The following is a 19,301-nucleotide window of genomic DNA, read 5'->3' on the forward strand; positions in this document are numbered from 1 at the left end:
TTGATGCCTCAACCCTCCAGAATCTCTATATGTGAGTGTTCGGCCCATTGGTCAGCGACCAGCGACTTTCGCCAGTCGCTGCCTTCGCGCTCAAACCCTCCCCGCTCAAAGAGATCGCGGCACAGATAGTTCGCCTCAGTCTCTATCACACGGGCGCGCGCCGATTTACGTCCACTGTGCGCTATGCGGCGAGTAATCTCGGTCAGCGCTGCAAGCTCGACATCCAACCCCAACACCCGGCAGCTCATCGCCCATTGATAAACACAGTCTTCTTTAACTACAACGACGCCAACGAGCCCATAGTTCGAGTAAACGTCTTCGGCCTCAAAAGTGACAAAGGAACCACCGTTACGGAACAGGGAAACCGCTGCGTCGTGAGTCCAACGTTCGCCCGTCGTGTTGAATTGATTGGTTTTGTTGATGAGCTCGAATGCGCGGGCAAACTTCGGGGCACTCACGTCCGTGATCTCCGCGAATTTCAGCTTGATCTTTAGGGATGCAAGGAAGTCTTCACGTGAGAGCTGTTTCCTGTCCGATTCACGTCGAACCTGAGCCTGCATCATTTCCGTCCTGCGGCTCGATTCGTCCGTAATGCTGGCCACCTGCGTTTCCGGCGCCCACATCAAGACACGCCGGGTAGTATATGGATTTGCTCCCAACACCCGAATGCCCGGAAATGCGCGCAGAACGGAAGCCCGCTCGACGGGATTGTCGTCGACAAACAACACATTCTTCGGTAACACATTGACTTCACGAAGAATTTCTTCGATGTTCTCGACCTTAGTGCGCCAGTTGATCTTGCGAACCGAAAAATCGTTCAGAGAAACACGCCCATCAGTCATGTCGTTCCACAATTGACCAATGCGCTCCTCACTGTTCTTGCTTGCGATTGCAAGGAGTACTCCCCTGTTCTTCAGGCACTTGAGGGCCTCCATTACACCGACAGGCCAGCCTTCACGCACCTTGTCACCGAAGGTGTCGAGCGCGCCTTCAGCGGCAATGCCTCGCCACAATGTATCGTCAAGATCCATAATCACGAGTTTGACGGCTTCGGCTTGATGTACCGTGCGGTACATTGCTAGCGCTTCCTCCCAAACTGCGGTAATGAATTCGAACGGCCGCATCTCATAAACCGTGGAAGCCTTTGGAACGGCTTCGATACGTGCCTGGTCGTGCTGAAAATCGAAGTCGCTTGACAGACCGTGGTGAACCGCCGTGGTCATATGGTCGTCCTGGAAATATTTCTTCCCATAGATCGACGCGATTTGATTGATATCCAGCACATAGCTGTTCGTGTACTTCTGTAACTCCTCATACAGCCGGACATTGAGCTGTTCGACGAAGTAGACGAGATTACGCAGATCATACCTTGGCATCAGCCGACCAAGGGTGTTTTGCTGTGGCGTCAGGAAATTGCATACGAACGTGAGCATGCCTTGCTCCACGTTCCAGCGCATATTTTCGCGCAGCATGCCGACCATGCGGTCACAAGTGGCTTCAAACAGTTTTTCATAGTCTTCGGGATTGCGGTATTCGAGTCCGAAATATCGCTGTTCAGGAAGCACAAAGCGCAACCCCAATTGAACGACCTGAAACCCATATTCCGTCGGCGCCGCTGGCGGCCGCTCGGGGAGACGAGCCAGCCCATTGACCTGTAGATAGTCGACGGCACAGTAACGGGAAAACACCGATTGCCACTTTTCAATGAGACACGAGCCGAGCAACGCGACCCGTTTTGGCATCACCATCGCTTCAGACAAAACCGCGGGGGCGTGATAGGAATCCACCCCGGATTTCACCGCCTGGACATGTTCCTGCTTTTCCCTATTCGTGCGTTCTTGCGATTTAAAGAAGCCTGCTACCGCCTCATGCGGACGCACTGTCCCTGACTCAAGCGCTGACACCCATCTCTCGAAACTGGCTCGATCGGGTTTTCGGCCCAGGACATAGTTGTACAGCGAATCGACAAATTCCTCGGTTTGCGTGTTCACGTGAATACCGGACATAAATTTATATTCTCTCCTTAGCTTTACCTGTCGTTATGCATCATGCCCACAATCCCGCATTCCCGCAAAATCGTATGAATTAATGGAGTATCGAAGAACACCCGAATGTCTAAAGACTTACTTCTAGTAGGCAGTTGCGCAATTGCGTTGCGCTTTGCGCCCAGGTTTGCAATGCTATTCCATCGCTACGTGGTGCGGTTCCCTCTGTCAGCGCATTGAACCAGGTGCGCAAAGTGGCCGCCATCTGTACTGCGTCGCCTGCTGAAAAGTAGGTAACGTGGTTTTGCGCTACCTCGCGAAAGATTGGCAGATCGCGAGCCAGAACCGGCATTCCATAGCGCGCTGCTTCCACAAGTGGCAAACCGAAGCCTTCGCCATAAGAAGCCATGAGCAAACCGTCTGTACACTTATAAAGACTGGTTAACGTCACATCATCTGCGGACTTGAGCCAGATTAGCCTGTCGCCGACTTCCGAATGGCGATCCATGCGCTTCGTCAGTTCATCGACACGCCACCCGGGTCTACCGACTATGACGAGACGAGCATTATTCCCGGCACGCCACAGCAACTCGAATGCATCAAGAACCTGTTCATGGCCTTTGCGGGGCTCGACGGTTCCGACCATCAGCACAGTCGAAACCTGAGAGGTAGATGGCGTCGCTAAACAAGCCGGCAGCGGCCGTGCGTCATCATTCGCACCCGGGTCTGCGCCGAGATGAAACCAACTGGTCCGGATGTTTGCGTCCGTTAGGCGGTATTTCTTGCGCAACCACATATCCAGATCGCATTTTACGGAGGCTGATATGCACAACAGGTTATCCGCGTGCATCGCCAACGTCGTGAGCCACGACCTATAAGCTTTTACTCCGGGGCGTGTGAACCAATCTGGTCGAAGTGCCGGCAAGAGGTCGTACACGATGAAAATCGATTTTACGCCGCATGCTTTCCATCGGAGCAATTCTTTCTGTCGTCGAGGCAGGATCCGACTGCTGAAATCCAAGCCAAGAAAAATGTCACCGGAACTCACCGAAATGAGCGCCCCCAAGTCATCTTTCTGAATGGCCTCGCCCCCGATCCGTAAGTTGTATCCGTCCGCGTATCGATATCCATTTCGACGTGTCGCGCATACGGGGCGTATCTCGAATCCTGCCGGCGGTTCAGCTAGTAACTCTCGAAACAGTGCGCGGACGACGCGCTGTATGCCAGTGCCTGCGTCATTTCGACAGATAATGGATACATCCACGAGTAATTGCCTCGTTCGCCCCTCACTTGTGCACTTTTCCAAGAAAAGCCGCTGGCTGAATCTCCGCGCCAGCTTGATCAGTATGCCGGGCCACAGGGGCGCGGCATACGCGAGCATAGAGGTCAGAAGAAACAGACAACGCCAACCCATGCGCGTCGGGCGTCGTCCATTTTGCGGCAACTGCCTTCTCATAGCGTCGACACGCATCGGTAATCAGTATGCGCGAATCAGCCCGGTTACCGGATAGACCGCGGAGAACACCAGATTCAAGAACTTCTGCAGTTCGGCCACAGGTCCGTTGGAGATATAGACCAAGTCCTTATTGTTCATTGGGAATGACTGCGCAACGAAAAAGCTGGCTGGGTCTTTCAGATCCAGTCGGTACACGACAGGCACCTTTCCATCCACCGTTGTCTGCACTGGCTGATGAGGCCAAGGCAAAGCGTCTTTCGGCTCAAAACGGAAGATGAATACGCCCTTTGGATCAGAACGGGCGTCACTTAATCCGCCGCTGCGTGCAAGCGCCTGAGCGAGAGTAATGCCTTGCGCTTCAAAGTTAATTTCGTCGTTCTTGCCCGTCGCGCCCAATACCGTAAAACTCAAAGGCTGAAACAGCGCGGTAATCACGTCACCTGCGTGCAGGGTCACGTTTTGCCGGGGATCACGGATGATGGTCTGCAATGGCAATGATTCGACCTCGCCGCCACGAGTTACCTGAATGGTAGTTTTATCGACTGGCTGACGGGCACCGCCGGCACTGGCTAGCGCATCAAGCAACCGCTCGCCGCCTGCCGTTAGTTCCATGCGGGTACTATTCGACACATCCCCGACAACCGTAACATACGATGTGGCATTCTTCACCAACCGGATCATCACCTGTGGCTGGTTCGCTTTGCCAGTAAGTCGGGCTGCGATGCCTTGAGACAATTCATTCGCGGATTTGCCAGCCGCCTTGATGCGCCCAACGAATGGAACCGCAATCGTGCCATCGCTATCAATGATTTGTGCCGGCAATACGGTCGCTTTCGCGCCGCCGCCACTGCTCGATGAGGTCGACGAGGAAGACGAAAATGCGCCAAACAGTGTGGCTGGGGGCGCCTCCCATATGGACACCTCAAGCGTATCCCCCGGTCCGAACTGCTGGCGGGCCAGAACGCCACTGCCCAACGTGTCGGCGAAATCCGTGGGCTTCCTCTCCGCGACCAACCTTCGTGCCACATCGGCGTTGATATCGACGATCTGAATCCCTGCCGGGTTTTCGTTTTCACCGGCCTTCATCACTTGCGCGGTCGTGGGGCCTGACGAAGGAACCAGACTACATGAACTCAACGCGAGCGTGGAAAAAAACAACACTAAATTAGTTATTCGACGGGAATTCATGTATCAAACCGGCGGTTTTTGGGACAATTACGGAATTCGGAATTAATTGCTAGTCACAGATGTCCGCGCTTAGCGGTCGGTGCGGATTTTGTCACAATCACGTGTTTGTCGTGCGGAAAAATTGTCGTTAACTCTGTTGGATGTCTCGCGCCTGCTGGACAGGCTGACCAAGGGCCAATTGCCTACGGGGGTAGATCGAGTCGGCCTGGAATACGTCCGGCATTACGGCGGACAGGCGCGTGCCGTACTCAGTGAAAGTGGATTCAGCTCCGTGCTATCGCCGCGCAATTCAGCCCGAGTCTTCGACATTATTTTGCAGCAGAATTTCGCTGCCAAATTTACAGCGCAGAAGCTTATCGTAAATGCCGCCTGCCGAATGTTGCGCCGTCACAACTTTCCCGATGGAATACTGCTTCATACGAGCCATTCCGGTATCGAGCGCTCGCGATACCTGCGGACTATGCGCCAGCGCGGCATTCAGCCAGTTATCCTAGTTCACGACCTGATTCCGCTTACACACGCAGAATACTGCCGCCCCGGTGTCGACGCCACGCATCGCAATCGCATACACACAGCGTTGAGATATGCAAGCGGGTTAATCATGAATTCCCAAGCCACGCTCGACTCCCTCGCGGCGGAAGCCAAACGCGCGAATCTCCCGCTTCCACCAACCGTCGTCGCCCATCTCGCCTCCGGCGTCATCCCACGCCCGCTCGCACCCCGCCCGTTGCCCGAACCCTACTTCGTCATGCTAGGCACCATCGAGCCACGCAAGAACCACTGGTTCATCCTGCACGTCTGGCGCCGTCTGGTCGAACAACTCGGCGCCTCGGCGCCAAAGCTCGTGGTCATCGGCCGGCGCGGCTGGGAATGCGAAAACGTCGTCGATATGCTGGAGCGCTGCCGACCGCTCAAAGGCGTCGTCATGGAGGAAGCCCACTGCTCCGACGGGCAGCTCCACGCCTACCTTCAACACGCGCAGGCACTGCTATTCCCTTCCTTCGTGGAAGGTTACGGAATGCCGCTCGCGGAAGCGCTTGCGCTGAAAGTACCGGTGCTCGCGAGCGACCTCGACGTCTTTCATGAAATCGCCGACGAAATTCCGGACTATCTCGATCCGCTTGACGGTCCCGGGTGGCTCGCCTCTATTCGGGCCTACGCACGGCCCGATAGTCCGGAACGCGCTGAGCAGTTGATCCGTATCGAACGTTTTCGGGAACCGACCTGGGCCGACCACTTCGAACGCGTCGACCGCTTTCTGGAAACGCTGCGCTAAATGAAGCAACGCATCGTCGCAAACGATTTGCGCGGTATCACGCGCGGCTCACGTTTCCGGGCCGGCCTGCGTCAACAACGCTTCGAACCGCTATGGATTGACCGCTGGCATGGACGAATCGCGTTACGCATCGCTCGCCTATGTGGCAACCGCATCGCCGCCGCGTGGCCGGGGCCAGTCTGGTCCCACGGACCCGTGGGCACTCCACTGCTGTCATGGTTTTCGATGTCGGTCGAAAACGCCGGCCCCGATGTATTCGCCAATGCCCTCAATGCAGCGCTGATGACCGCGATTCAAGAAAGGAAAAGCGACCAGCGTCAAGAGAAATTGCAGCGACTGATGCAGCGATTCGCGCGCAGTCACGCGTCCAGAACGCGTCGTGTGCAATCCTGCTGCCCAGCGGCACTGCTCGAGCCTAAAAACAACGAACGGGTTTTGTTCATCGACGAGCGCGCAAGATCGTATGGATCCGGCGCCGCAGCGACGCGCCACTCTCGCGCCGCGTTCTCTTGCATGTTGCAGGCCGCACGCCTGGCCCATCCAGCAGCGCAATTCTGGATCGCGAGATCGGACGATCCCGGGCGCGGGCCTTGGCTTTCCAAATCCGCACACGCGCTGCTGCCGCCCGGCACTCGGCGCCTGAACGAAGATGAATCGGTGTGTGCAGCGCTGCCTCACGTCGACCGGATCTACACGCTGAGTGCTTCAGAAGGCATGCACGCTTTGCTGGCCGGCACGCCGGTCCACGTCTTCGGCGCCCCGTATTACGCCGGCTGGGGCCTGACGCACGACAACTTGCCATTGCCGAACCGCACCGCACGTCCCACGCTTGAAACGCTTTTCGACGTGATATTTCTGCGCTCAACGCGCTATCTGAATCCCGCCACGCACGCGCCAGGCACCCTAACGGACGTTCTAGACTGCATCGAACTACAACACGCGGTCCAGCAGCGCTTCGCCGATCTGCGCAACGTCGCGGCATTACGTTTCCAGTGGTGGAAGCGCCCATTCGCGACGCCGTACATCACGGCGTGCAGTTCAGCCCTGCGCTGGACAGCCCAGCCCGAATCCGTGCAAACAAACGAAACCGCGGTGTTGTGGGGCGCGCGCAGCGTGGAGGGTCTTGCACCGGAAGTGCGCCGCGTCAGAATCGAAGACGGCTTCTTTCACTCGACGGGTCTCGGCTCCGACATGATCGCGCCGCGCAGTCAGGTGATCGATCGTCGCGGCCTGTACTTCGATGCCAGCCAGCCGAGCGATTTGAGCGCGCTGCTCAACGAGACCGAATTCAGCGACACTGAGCTGGCGCGCGCCGCGGCGCTTCGCAACAAGATCGTGCAACTCGGTGTCACCAAGTACAACCTCGGCCGTCGGCGCCCCGCCTGGACCGCGCCGGCCGGCAAGCAGATCGTGCTGGTCCCCGGCCAGGTCGCCGACGATGCATCGATCCGCCTCGGCACGCGCGCCATCGGCACCGCCGATGCGCTGCTGCGCGAAGTGCGCCGCCTGCGTCCCGATGCATTCGTCGTCTACAAGCCGCATCCCGATGTGCTATCGGGCAACCGCAATGGACTGATCGACGCGCAGCAACTCGCCGACGTCGTCGATACCGAAGCGGATCTACTGTCTCTCGTCGATGCCGCAGATGAAGTTCACACGCTATCGTCGCTCGCGGGCTTCGAGGCGCTGTTGCGCGGAAAAGCGGTCTTCACCTACGGTCTGCCGTTCTATGCCGGCTGGGGACTCACCCACGACGCACTCGCGCCACTGCCGTGGCGTCATCGCACCTTGACGCTCGACATGCTGTGCGCGGGTGTGCTGCTACGCTACCCGCTGTACTTCGACTGGAAAACGCAGCTCTTCACGACGCCTGAAGCGGTAGTCGAACAACTCGCACCGGAAGCGGCACGGCCGCTGGAAAAAGTACGCGGCAACCGTATGCGGCCACTTCTCAAGGCGTTTCGTTGGACCCGCAATGGAATTCGCCACGCGGTATGGCGGTTTCAGCAAAAGCGCGCGTCACAAGTACAGTAAAAACGAACCGGCCAGACAAAACAAAAAGCCCCGCAAGGACTTCCGTCCTCGCGGGGCTCTCTCTTTCGCACAGGAGCGCTAACGCGCTCCCAGCTTATCGCGACATCATATGCATACTAACGTTGTGCATAACCCACAACGTCCCGCCGATCACGATCAGCGCGGTCAGCGCGGTGAACGCAAACGCGGTCACGTTCCAGCGCTGCGACGACGACGTGTTCATATGCAGGAAGAACACCAGATGCACGATGATCTGCACGAAGGCGAGACCGGCGATCGCGAACAGCGCGTTCGAGCCCGTCAGCGTGCCGGTCATCACGATCGCGAAGGCGGCGACGGTCAGAATCACCGACAGCACGAAACCGGCCATATAGCTGCCGAAGCTGCCGTGGCCCCCTTCCGAGTGCGCGCCGTGGGCGCTATGGCTATGGTCCATTTAGATCACGCTCGCAAGATAAACAAAGGTGAAAACGCCGATCCAGACGACGTCCAGGAAGTGCCAGAAAAGGCTCAGGCACGTCAGACGGATCATGTCGCGCTCGGTCAGGTCGCGATGACGCATCACCTGCAGGGCCAGCACCACCATCCAGATCAGGCCGAACGTCACGTGCAGGCCGTGCGTGCCGACCAGCGTGAAGAACGACGACAGGAACGCGCTACGGCTCGGACCCGCGCCTTCGGCGATCATGTGCGAGAACTCGCGCATTTCCAGCGTCAGGAACGCGAGGCCCAGCAGGAACGTCACACCCAGCCAGCCGAGCAACGCACCCTTGCGGTTCTTGTGCGCGCCGAGCATCGCGAAGCCGTACGTGATACTGGAGAGCAGCAGCATCGCCGTTTCCAGCGCAACGCCCGGAATCTCGAACAGATCCTTACCGCTCGGACCACCGGCGAACTGATGGCTCATCACCGCGAACACCGCGAACAGCGCAGCGAAGATGATGCAGTCGGTCATCAGGTACAGCCAGAAACCGAACACCGAGTGCGACGGCGGATGGTCCGCGTCGTGATGATGCGGTTCAACCGCAATAGTCTTCTGTAACATCAGTCAACCTCCAGCGCGACCTGCGCACCGTTGCCGGCACCGGTCCTGGCGGCAGCACCGCCGCTGCGTTTCTCTTCGATCAGCGCGACAGTGTCGGCCGGAATGTAATAGCCCTCGTTCTTCTGGAAGCTGTAGACGATCACGGTGGCGATCGCGCCGACCAGGCCGACGATCGCAAGCCACCAGATGTGCCACACAGCCGCAAAACCGAACGCCAGCGAGAACATACCCACGATCAGACCCGCGGAAGTATTCGACGGCATGTGAATGTCGCGATACGGCGGCACCACCTGCGCACCCTTGCGCGACTTCATTTCGGTGAACGCGTCGAGTGAGTGCACCGTCGGGATATGCGCGAAGTTATAGGCCGGCGGCGGCGAGCTGGTCGCCCATTCCAGCGTATGACCATCCCACGGATCGCCCGTGAGGTCGCGGTTTTCCTTCAGGTTGCGATCGCGGATGCTGACCACCAGTTGCAGCAGCTGGCAGGCAATACCGATTGCGATCAGCACCGCGCCGAACGCGGCCACCATCAGCCACGGATGCCATGCCGGATTGTCGTAGTGATTCAGACGACGGGTCATGCCCATGAAACCGAGCACGTACAGCGGCGTGAACGCAACCCAGAAGCCGATCTGCCAGAACCAGAACGATGCCTTGCCGAGCTTCTCGTTCAGCTTGAAGCCGAACGCCTTCGGGAACCAGTAGTTGAAGCCGGCCAGATAACCGAACAGCACGCCACCGATAATCACGTTGTGGAAGTGAGCGATCAGGAACAGGCTGTTGTGCAGCACGAAGTCCGCGCCCGGAATCGCCATCATCACGCCGGTCATACCGCCGATCGTGAAAGTGATGATGAAGCCGATGGTCCACAGAACCGGCGTCGTGAACTGCAGACGGCCCTTGTAGATCGTGAACAGCCAGTTGAACACTTTGACGCCGGTCGGGATCGAGATGATCATCGTCGCGATACCGAAGAACGCGTTCACGTCAGCGCCCGAACCCATCGTGAAGAAGTGGTGCAGCCACACGAGGAACGACAGCACCATGATCGCGCAGGTCGCCCACACCATCGTCTTGTAGCCGAACAGCGGCTTCTTCGCGTAGGTCGCGACGACTTCCGAGAAAATACCGAACGCCGGCAGGATCAGGATGTACACCTCGGGGTGACCCCATGCCCAGATCAGGTTCAGGTACAGCATCGCGTTGCCGCCGGCATCGTTCGTGAAGAAGTGCATGCCGAGGTAACGGTCGAGGCCGAGCAGCGCGAGCGTGACGGTCAGGATCGGGAACGACGCCATGATCAGCACGTTCGTGCACAGCGCGGTCCACGTGAACACCGGCATCTTCATGAACGTCATGCCAGGCGCGCGCATCTTCACGATGGTCACGAAGAAGTTCACACCGGTCAGCAACGTACCGATACCGGAGAGCTGCAAGCTCCACAGGTAATAGTCGACACCGACACCGGGGCTGAACTGCAGTTCGGACAGCGGTGGATAAGCAAGCCAGCCGGTCTGCGCGAATTCACCGATCACCAGCGAAATGTTGATCAGGATCGCGCTGATCGCCGTCATCCAGAAGCTCAGCGAGTTGATGAACGGGAACGCGACGTCGCGCGCGCCGATCTGCAGCGGCACGATCAGGTTCATCAGACCGACCATGAACGCCATCGCCATGAAGAAAATCATGATGACGCCGTGCGCGGTGAAGATCTGGTCGTAGTGATGCGGCGGCAGAAAGCCCGGCGACAGGTACGACAGCGCCAGTTGCATACGCATCATGATTGCGTCGGCAAAGCCGCGCAGCAGCATGATGAAAGCTATGATGATGTACATCACGCCAATCTTCTTGTGGTCGACCGAGGTCAGCCATTCGGTCCACAAGTAGCGCCACTTACCGAAGTACGTGATCGCGCCGAGCACGGCCAGCGCGGCGAGGATCATCCCCGCGCCCGCCGTTACGATGATTGGCTCGTGATACGGGATCGCATCGAGCGTTAGTTTTCCGAACATGCGTTACCCCTTAGGCGCACAGTTAGCGTCCTGCATGTTGTCGAGGACGTTGCCGTTGTTGTAGCGGGCGATGATGTTGTTGAAGAGCTTCGGATCGACCGTCGAGAAGTAGCGCACCGGATCCTTTTCGCTCGGCTCGGACACCGCGTGATAGCGGTCCATGTCGAGGCGGTCCGACGACGCGCGCACCTTGGCGACCCACGCGTTGAACTCTTCAGGCGAAGTGGCGAGCGTGCGGAACTTCATGTCCGAGAAGCCCTTACCGCTGAAGTTCGCCGCGGTGCCCGCGTAGTCGCCGGCGTGATCGGCGATCAGGTGCAGGCGCGTTTGCATGCCCGCCATCGCGTAGATCTGGCCGCCCAGTTGCGGGATGAAGAACGAGTTCATCACCGTGTCCGACGTAATGCGGAAGTTCACCGGCGTACCGACCGGGATCGCCAGTTGATTGACCGAAGCGATGCCCAGGTCCGGATAGATGAACAGCCACTTCCAGTCGAGCGCGACGACTTCGACGTTGATCGGCTTGACCTGCGACTCGAGCGGGCGATACGGATCGAGCTCATGAGTCGTCCGCCACGTCAGCACGGCGAGGAACAGAATGATCAAAGTCGGAATCGTCCAGACGACGATTTCAACCGCGGTGGAATGCGTCCACCCCGGCTGGTAATCGGCGTTCCTGTTCGACGCGCGATAACGCCACGCGAAAAACAGGGTGAGCGCGATGACCGGCACCACCACGATCAGCATGGCCCACGTCGAAGTCGCGATCAGATCGCGCTCCGCCAGTCCCACACTGCCCTTCGGATTCAAAATATCGAGGTTGCTGCAACCCGACAGCAGCAACAAGAGGCTGGCGGACAGAACGCTTGCCGGCCTGGTCAGAGCCCGTGCTTTCATATTCCTTGCCTCGTTTTTTTGACTTCAACGAACGTCATTCGACGGCTCTCCATTAATAAGCGCTCGCATAATAGGGGTGCCCCGATTGTCAATAAACACTCGATTTAGCAACGATCTATTGCGTTGCGACCTCGTGTGACACGTTGTCGCAATCCCCCACACACCTGATCCTGCAAGCGTCGTTTGCGACGCCTTGAAACAAAGCATCGAAAGTTGACGCGTCGCAAAGTCCCCTCAAATAAGCGCTCGAAAACCACTGGACAGCGTGCGGCTTTGATGAGCCAACGCCTTTCGTTTTCAATCAAAGGGACGATGCGGACGCGCGAAAGCGCAAGAGCACCGACGCATCCCGACGCGCGGATGCGACAGCGGCTCTTGCGCCTTGTTCTATTAACCCGGGTTTTGTGCGGCGGTGGCAGCCGGCGCCGGTGTCGGCGTCGCAGCTTGCAGATGCTCGTTGCCTTCCGGCGTCGCGTCACCCGGCAGCGCGGAACGTTCCGACTGCGCGAGCAGCGTGCCGACCGACGGGTCGATCGCATCGGTGAACGGTTTCGGATTGATACCGATCGCGAGCACCAGCAGCGCCATCGCCCCGAGCAGCGCGAATTCGCGCTTGCCGAGGTCTTTCAGATTGGCGACGCGCGCATTGGCGATCGCGCCGAAAATCACCCGCTTGTACATCCACAGCGTGTAGGCCGCGCTCAGCACCAGCGTGCTCGCGGCGATCGCGCCGATCCAGAAGTTGAAGCGGATCGCGCCCATCAGCACCATGAATTCGCCGACGAAGCCCGAGGTGCCCGGCAAGCCGATATTGGCCATCGAGAACAGCATCACGAACGCGGCGAAGCGCGGCATCGTGTTCGCAACGCCGCCGAATTCGGCAATCGACGCGGTCTTGGTGCGGTCGTGCAACATGCCGGTACACAGCAGCATCGCGCCCGACACCACGCCGTACGAAATCATCTGCACGATCGCGCCGGCCTGGCCGAAGCGGTTGAAAACGAACAGGCCGAGCGTGACGAGGCCCATGTGCGCGACCGTCGAATACGCGAGCAGACGGCGCATGTCGGTTTGCACGAGCGCGAGCAGGCTCGAGTAGATCACCGCGACGAGCGACAGCGTGATCATCATCGGCGCGAAGAAGTGGCTCGCTTGCGGCGCGATCGGCAGCGCGAAACGCAGCAGACCGTAGCCGCCGATCTTCAGCATGCCGATCATCACCGCGGCGCCGGTCGGGCCGTCGAGGTGGACGTCGGGCAGCCACGTGTGCAGCGGCCACATCGGCACCTTCACGCCGAACGCGGCGAGGAAGCCAAGGAAGATCAGCGCCTGCGGCACCATGCCCAGTTGCGCCTCGCGCCATACGGCGAGGTCGAAGCTGTGGGTCTGCGCGAACAGATAGAGCAGCGACATCAGCATCATCAGCGAGCCGAGCAGCGACACGAAGAAGAACTTCACCGCCGCATACGTACGGTTCTTGTGACCGTAGGTGCCGATCAGCAGATACAGCGGAATCAGCGTCGCCTCGAACGCGATGAAGAACATCATCCCGTCGAGCGAGGTGAACACGCCCTGCATGAAGCCCGACAGCATCAGGAACGCGCCGAAGTACTGCGCGGTGCGCTGCGTGACCGACTCCCACGACGCGACCACGATGATGATCGTGGTCAGCGCGGTCAGCGCGACCAGCCACAGCGAAATCCCGTCGATCCCCACATGCCAGGCGATGTCGAACGTCGGCGACCAGCGGACGTTCTCGACGAACTGCATCGAGGTCACGTCGTTACGGAAATTCGCGACGAGCGGGATCACCGGCAGGAAACCCGCCACCGCGCCGATCAGCGCGAGCCAGCGCGTGCGGTTACGCACGGCGTCGGAGCCGGCGCGCAGCACCACGAATCCGGCGACGATGGGAATCCAGATGAGAAGACTTAGGAGAGGCAATGGCATGTGCGCTGTCAAACTTTGATGTACAAAACGCCGCCCCAGCGCCGCCGAAAACAGCCGGCACTGAAATGGATATGTAAGCTGGAGTTCGCTGAAATGGACATGTAAGCGGGTTATCCGCTACACGTTTACCCGCGGTCATCTAACCAAGGGTGGGAGATTACCAAGATAAGGATATTTTTGCATCGCAACAGCCCGAAAATCCCCGTCACAATTTATTGTTGTCGCGTGCACGCTTGCAAAACGCATCGAAATGTGCGCTTGCACATTGTTACAGATCGCTTGCGCGCGCTAAATTTTTTGGCCGCAAAAGGCGCGCGTTTCCGCGCACTTAAGCACTTTTAGGCATTTGCTTTTTCGGGGGACGGAACCGGTGGAATGGATCCTGCTCGCCCCGCTCTGCTTGAGAGTCGCGGATTCACCGTCCAGCACCAAATTGCGGGCTCGCGCGACAAAAAATTTTTTTGCGCGGCCCTCTAAATCGCGCCGTGATATCCGCGCACAGCGGCTTGCGCGGGGCATGACGAAGCTTTCCGGTCACCCCGCTGCCGCGCCATTCGAACTTCCATTTTCCTTACATCGATCGCCGCTGCTGATTCGGTCTACTGCGCGAATTCTCGCGACAAGGCACACTCGTTCCGTCCGGCCGACGCCCCTCGTCGGCCCCTCTTCCGGATCTTCCCGCATGACGCTTCCCGCCGACGCCGTCGCTCCCGCACTCGAATGCCGCGGTCTCAGCAAGCGCTACGGCAGCGGCCGCATCGTGCTCGCGCAGCTCGACTTCACGCTCGCGGCGGGCGAGTTCGTTGCAATCATGGGCGACTCGGGAGTCGGCAAATCGACGCTGCTCAATCTGATCGCCGGCCTCGACCGCGCCGATGGCGGCAGCGTGATGATCGACGGCCGCGCGGTCGAGCAACTCGACGACAACGCGGCGACGCGTCTACGCCGGCAAAAGCTCGGCTTCGTGTTCCAGGCGTTTCACGTGCTGCCGCATCTGACGCTCGCGCAGAACGTCGCGCTGCCGCTGCTGCTGAACGATCTGCCGGGCGCCGCCGCGCTCGAGATGCTGGCGGCAGTCGGTCTCGGCGGACGCGGCGAGGCTTTTCCGCGTGAACTGTCCGGCGGCGAACTGCAGCGCGTGGCGATCGCGCGCGCACTCGTGCATCGTCCGTCCCTGATCCTCGCCGACGAGCCGACCGGCAATCTCGACCCTGCGACCGCACACGACGTGCTCGGCCTATTTCGCGCGCAAAGCAAGGCGACCGGCGCGGCGACGATCATGGTCACGCATTCGGAAGCGGCCGCCGCGGTGGCCGATCGCGTGTTGATCCTCAGCGACGGCGGCTTGCATGCGGCGCCCGCACAAGTTGGCGACCACGTTGCGCATGCCGGCGTGCGTTCAAGCGACGATGGCCGCTGATCTTCGCCCGCTGCCGCACTCTTCCGGACATCGCGTGCTCGCGCGTTGGCTGCTCGGCGCCGAATGGCGCAGTCATCGGGCGCGCGCGCTGGTCGCCATCGCCACGATCGCGCTGGGCGTCGCGCTCGGTTACGCGGTGCAGTTGATCAACAGCGCGGCGTTCAACGAATTCTCGGCGGCCACCCGCAGTTTGTCGGGTCAGGCTGACTTGCAGATACGCGGCGCTCAACCCTTTATCGACGAGTCGATTTATCCGCGGCTGGCGAATATGCCGGAGGTCGTGCTGGCAAGTCCGGTGCTCGCGTTCGATGTCACGGTGCCCGGCCAACGGGACGCGCTGCCGGTGCTCGGTATCGACGTATTCAAGGCGAGTCGTATCACGCCCGATCTGCTCGGCGTGCCGTCGCCGGAACAGCCGCTCGACACGCTATCGGCCGATGCGGTGTTTCTGTCGACCGCCGCGCAGCAATGGCTGAACATTAAAACCGGCGACCCGCTGACGCTGCGTAGCGGGACCTCGAACGTGCAGTTGCGCGTCGCGGGCGGCCTCGGGCGCACGCGGCCGGGTCAGCGGCTCGCGGTGATGGATATCGCCGCCGCGCAATGGCGCTTCGGCAAAGTCGGCAAGCTGTCGCGTGTGGACGTGCAGCTCGAACGCGGCGTCGACCGCGAACGCTTCAGGCGGGATCTGCAGGCGCAACTCGGCAATGCGTGGGTTGTCGCCGAAACGCGCGATACCGAAAGCCGCACCGACCGGCTGTCGCGCGCGTATCGAATCAACATGAACGTGCTCGCGCTGGTCGCGCTATTCACCGGCGCGTTCCTCGTGTTTTCGACGCAGGCGCTCAGTGTCGTGCGGCGTCGCTCGCAGTTCGCGATGCTGCGCGTGCTCGGCCTCACGCGTGCCCAGCTATTGCGCCAGATTCTGCTGGAGGGCGCGTTGCTCGGACTGCTCGGATCGCTGTGCGGGCTCGCGCTCGGCTATGCGATGGCCAGCGGCGCGCTGCGCTTTTTCGGCAGCGATCTCGGCGGCGGGTATTTTCCCGGCGTGCGGCCGCGGGCCGGTTTCGAGCCGCTCGCGACTACGGTGTTTCTGCTGCTCGGCATCGCCGTGGCGGTGCTCGGCAGCGTCGCGCCCGCCATCGATGCCGCACGGGCGCGGCCCGCCGCGGCGCTCAAGGCCGGCGCCGAAGAAGGCGCCCTGGCTCGGCTCGCGACGCCGTGGCCCGCGCTAGCGTGCCTGTTGATCGCCGGCATTCTTACCCGGCTGCCGCCGTGGTTCGATACGCCGATTGCCGGTTATCTCGCGGTCGCGTTGCTGCTCGTCGGCGGCATCGCGTTGATGCCGCGCGTGACCGCGTCGATCTTCGGTGCGGCGAGCCGGGTACGCGGCGCGCGCGGCAGCGCCGGCGCGACCGCCACGCTGGCGATCGCGCGTCTCGCGAATGCGCCGGGGCAGGCATCGATCGCAATGGGCGGGGTGCTGTCGAGCTTCGCGCTGATCGTCGCGATGGCGATCATGGTGGCGAGCTTTCGCGTCTCCGTCGATGCGTGGGTCACGCATCTGCTATCCGCGGATCTATACGTGCGGGTCGCGTCCGGCGGCAATAGCAGCGACAGTGGCGGCTTGCAGCCCGCCGAACAGAAGCGGATCGCCGAGGTGTCCGGCATCAGAAGCGCCGCTTTTGCGCGTATCACCCATCTGACGCTCGATCCGGCCCGGCCGGACGTCGCGCTGCTCGCGCGCGAAATCGATGCGGCCGATCCGGGCGCGAATCTGCAGATGACCGCCGCGACGCTGTCGCCCGCGGCACTTCACGCGGGCGAAATACCTGTTTGGGTCTCCGAAGCAATGGTCGATCTATATGGATACCGGTTGGGTCAACGCATACGCCTGCCGCTCGGCGCGCCAGGCCAGGTGTTCGTCGTCGCCGGTGTGTGGCGCGATTACGCGCGCCAGAGCGGCGCGATCCAGATGCGGCTCGCGGACTTCCGGCGCTTGACCGGCGACACCATCGCCACCGATGTGGCCGTGACAGTCGCGCAGGGTGCGCGCGTCGAACGCGTGATCGACGCGTTGCGGGCGCTGCCATTTGGCGCGTCGCTGGAACTGTCGCAACCGGGTGACATCCGCGCGCGTACGCTGATGATCTTTGATCGCAGCTTCGCGGTCACGTATCTGCTCGAGGCAGTGGCCATTGTGATCGGACTATTCGGCGTCGCCGCGACGTTTTCCGCGCAAACGCTCGCACGTGCCCGCGAGTTCGGGATGTTGCGCCACATCGGGGTCACGCGTATGCAGATTCTCGCGATTCTCGCGTCGGAAGGCGGCCTGCTTACCGCTTGCGGCATTGCGCTCGGCTTCGCACTCGGATTCGCGATCAGCCTGATCCTTGTGTTCGTCGTCAATCCGCAGTCGTTTCATTGGAGCATGTCGCTGCATGTGCCGTGGTTCGTGCTCGGCACGGTCGCGCTCGTGATGGTGATTCTGTCCTGCTCGACCGCGGTGGTCGCCGGACGCGGCGCGGTGTCGGTGGATGCGGTGCGCGCGGTGAAGGAGGATTGGTGATGCGCACGAAGATGTGCCGTTTCGCCGTGGATGCGCGGGACGCTCTATTCGGAGTACCGAGTACTGCTGCCCGCGAGAGCGCACGGGCGGCGCAGCGCTCAGGTTGCCCCCGCCTTTTCGGCTTGCTGTGTGGCGCTGCTGTCGTTGCGCTTACCGCCGCATTTACCGGCGCATTTAACGTCGTTTCTCCCGCGTTTGCCGCTGGCGGCGATGCGCGCGCTTCCACTCCGGCCGCCTTCGCCGCGGTCACGCCCGATCATCCACTCGGCTTTCCCGCGGACACCGGCGCGCACCCGGCTTTTCGCACCGAATGGTGGTACGCGACTGGCTGGCTCAATACGCCCGACAACCAGCCGCTCGGCTTTCAGATCACATTCTTCCGTTCCGCGACGGGCCACGACACGGCCGATCCGAGCGCGTTTGCACCATCGCAACTGATCATCGCGCATGCGGCGTTGAGCGATCCGGCGATCGGACATCTGGTTCACGATCAGCGTATCGCTCGCGAGGGTTTCGGGCTCGCGTACGCGAAGCCCGCCAATACCGACGTCAAGCTCGACGGCTGGAAAATGACCCGTGCTGCGGATGGCCATTATGACGTCACTGCCGATGCGACCGGCTTCTCGTTGCATCTGGCGTTGACGCCGACGCAGGCACCACTGCTTCAGGGCGAACGCGGTTACTCGCGTAAAGGACCACAGCCGGAGCAGGCAAGCTATTACTATAGCGAGCCGCAGTTGCGCGTGACAGGAAGCGTGGTGCGGCCAGCCGTATCGGGAAACACTTCGCAGCAAGCTACGACGGTGACAGGGACAGCATGGCTGGATCACGAATGGTCGAGCACCTACCTCGCCACCGATGCAGTCGGATGGGATTGGGTGGGCGCCAACCTGAAGGACGGCGCGGCGCTGATGGCATTCAAGATGCGTCGCCGCGATGGCGGCGCGATCTGGGCTCATGCGACGCTTCGCCAGGCCGACGGACAGATCACCAACTTCGCCCCCGATCAGGTGGACTTCACTCCGGTTCGCACGTGGCGCTCGCCACGCACCGGCGCATCGTATCCGGTATCGATGACGGTCAGGACCGGTGCGCTGACATGGCAACTCGATCCGCTGATCGACGATCAGGAACTCGATTCACGACAATCGACGGGTGCGGTGTATTGGGAAGGCGCGGCGCGGGTGAGCCGGGCAAATGCAGAGGTCGGACGCGCGTATCTGGAGCTGACGGGCTACGCGGACGCGTTGCGGATGGGAAGGCAGTGACAAAGGAACTGCGATCGGGTTGCACTGGATTTAGCGATCGCTTGAAACAGCCACGTAAACGCCAGAACCCCGGCGCTCTTTCGGAGACACCGGGGTTCTGGACATACTGCATGAGGAGCCTGACGATTACCTACTTTCACACGGGCAATCCGCACTATCATCGGCGTAGAGTCGTTTCACGGTCCTGTTCGGGATGGG

At 60.5% G+C, this 19,301-nt stretch carries 13 protein-coding genes; 5 read left to right on the forward strand and 8 right to left on the reverse strand.

The window, feature by feature from the left end; all coding sequences use genetic code 11:
- Nucleotides 1-8 precede the first annotated feature (8 nt).
- From LJ656_RS30865 to LJ656_RS30875, 3 genes are all read right to left on the reverse strand, one after another.
- Nucleotides 9-2,006: an HAD-IIIC family phosphatase gene (locus tag LJ656_RS30865; protein WP_230513258.1), complete on the reverse strand. Its 1,998-nt coding sequence runs from the start codon at nt 2,004-2,006 to the stop codon at nt 9-11.
- 109 nt (nt 2,007-2,115) lie between these two features.
- Complete coding sequence (locus LJ656_RS30870) at nt 2,116-3,249, reverse strand: glycosyltransferase family 4 protein (protein WP_230513259.1); 1,134 nt, start codon at nt 3,247-3,249, stop codon at nt 2,116-2,118.
- Nucleotides 3,250-3,462: 213 nt separating this feature from the next.
- On the reverse strand, nt 3,463-4,629 hold the full coding sequence (locus tag LJ656_RS30875) for a polysaccharide biosynthesis/export family protein (RefSeq protein ID WP_230513260.1): 1,167 nt from the start codon (nt 4,627-4,629) through the stop codon (nt 3,463-3,465).
- Between the two features lie 121 nt (nt 4,630-4,750).
- Between LJ656_RS30875 and LJ656_RS30880 the strand changes: the two genes are divergently transcribed.
- Entirely contained in the window at nt 4,751-5,905 is a 1,155-nt protein-coding gene (locus tag LJ656_RS30880; protein WP_230513261.1) for a glycosyltransferase family 4 protein, read from the forward strand.
- Entirely contained in the window at nt 5,906-7,939 is a 2,034-nt protein-coding gene (locus LJ656_RS30885; RefSeq protein WP_230513262.1) for a capsular polysaccharide biosynthesis protein, read from the forward strand.
- Between the two features lie 94 nt (nt 7,940-8,033).
- Here the strand turns inward: LJ656_RS30885 and cyoD are convergent, their stop codons facing one another.
- The 5 genes from cyoD to LJ656_RS30910 form a co-directional block, all read right to left on the reverse strand.
- Nucleotides 8,034-8,375 carry a cytochrome o ubiquinol oxidase subunit IV gene (gene cyoD / locus LJ656_RS30890; protein ID WP_075304039.1) on the reverse strand — a complete coding sequence of 114 codons (342 nt, stop codon included), beginning with the start codon at nt 8,373-8,375 and terminating at the stop codon, nt 8,034-8,036.
- A complete protein-coding gene (gene cyoC, locus LJ656_RS30895) occupies nt 8,376-8,984 on the reverse strand; it encodes a cytochrome o ubiquinol oxidase subunit III (protein WP_230513263.1) in 609 nt (202 codons plus the stop codon).
- A complete protein-coding gene (gene cyoB / locus LJ656_RS30900; protein WP_230513264.1) occupies nt 8,984-10,999 on the reverse strand; it encodes a cytochrome o ubiquinol oxidase subunit I in 2,016 nt (671 codons plus the stop codon). Before cyoB ends, cyoC begins: the two co-directional genes overlap by 1 nt.
- A gap of 3 nt (nt 11,000-11,002) precedes the next feature.
- Nucleotides 11,003-11,896, reverse strand: a complete 894-nt coding sequence (cyoA, locus tag LJ656_RS30905; protein ID WP_230513265.1) for a ubiquinol oxidase subunit II — start codon at nt 11,894-11,896, stop codon at nt 11,003-11,005.
- Nucleotides 11,897-12,286: 390 nt separating this feature from the next.
- On the reverse strand, nt 12,287-13,846 hold the full coding sequence (locus tag LJ656_RS30910; protein WP_230513266.1) for a complex I subunit 4 family protein: 1,560 nt from the start codon (nt 13,844-13,846) through the stop codon (nt 12,287-12,289).
- Nucleotides 13,847-14,528: 682 nt separating this feature from the next.
- Between LJ656_RS30910 and LJ656_RS30915 the strand changes: the two genes are divergently transcribed.
- The 3 genes from LJ656_RS30915 to LJ656_RS30925 are packed head-to-tail and all read left to right on the forward strand — an operon-like array spanning nt 14,529 to nt 19,103.
- Nucleotides 14,529-15,266: an ABC transporter ATP-binding protein gene (locus LJ656_RS30915; RefSeq protein WP_230513267.1), complete on the forward strand. Its 738-nt coding sequence runs from the start codon at nt 14,529-14,531 to the stop codon at nt 15,264-15,266.
- Nucleotides 15,256-17,835, forward strand: coding sequence for an FtsX-like permease family protein (locus LJ656_RS30920; protein ID WP_230513268.1), 2,580 nt, complete (start codon nt 15,256-15,258; stop codon nt 17,833-17,835). The genes LJ656_RS30915 and LJ656_RS30920 overlap by 11 nt, the downstream gene beginning before the upstream one ends.
- Nucleotides 17,835-19,103: a lipocalin-like domain-containing protein gene (locus LJ656_RS30925; RefSeq protein ID WP_425606045.1), complete on the forward strand. Its 1,269-nt coding sequence runs from the start codon at nt 17,835-17,837 to the stop codon at nt 19,101-19,103. The genes LJ656_RS30920 and LJ656_RS30925 overlap by 1 nt, the downstream gene beginning before the upstream one ends.
- The last annotated feature ends 198 nt before the right edge of the window (nt 19,104-19,301 follow it).

Source organism: Paraburkholderia sejongensis, from assembly GCF_020880815.1.
GTDB lineage: Bacteria > Pseudomonadota > Gammaproteobacteria > Burkholderiales > Burkholderiaceae > Paraburkholderia > Paraburkholderia sejongensis.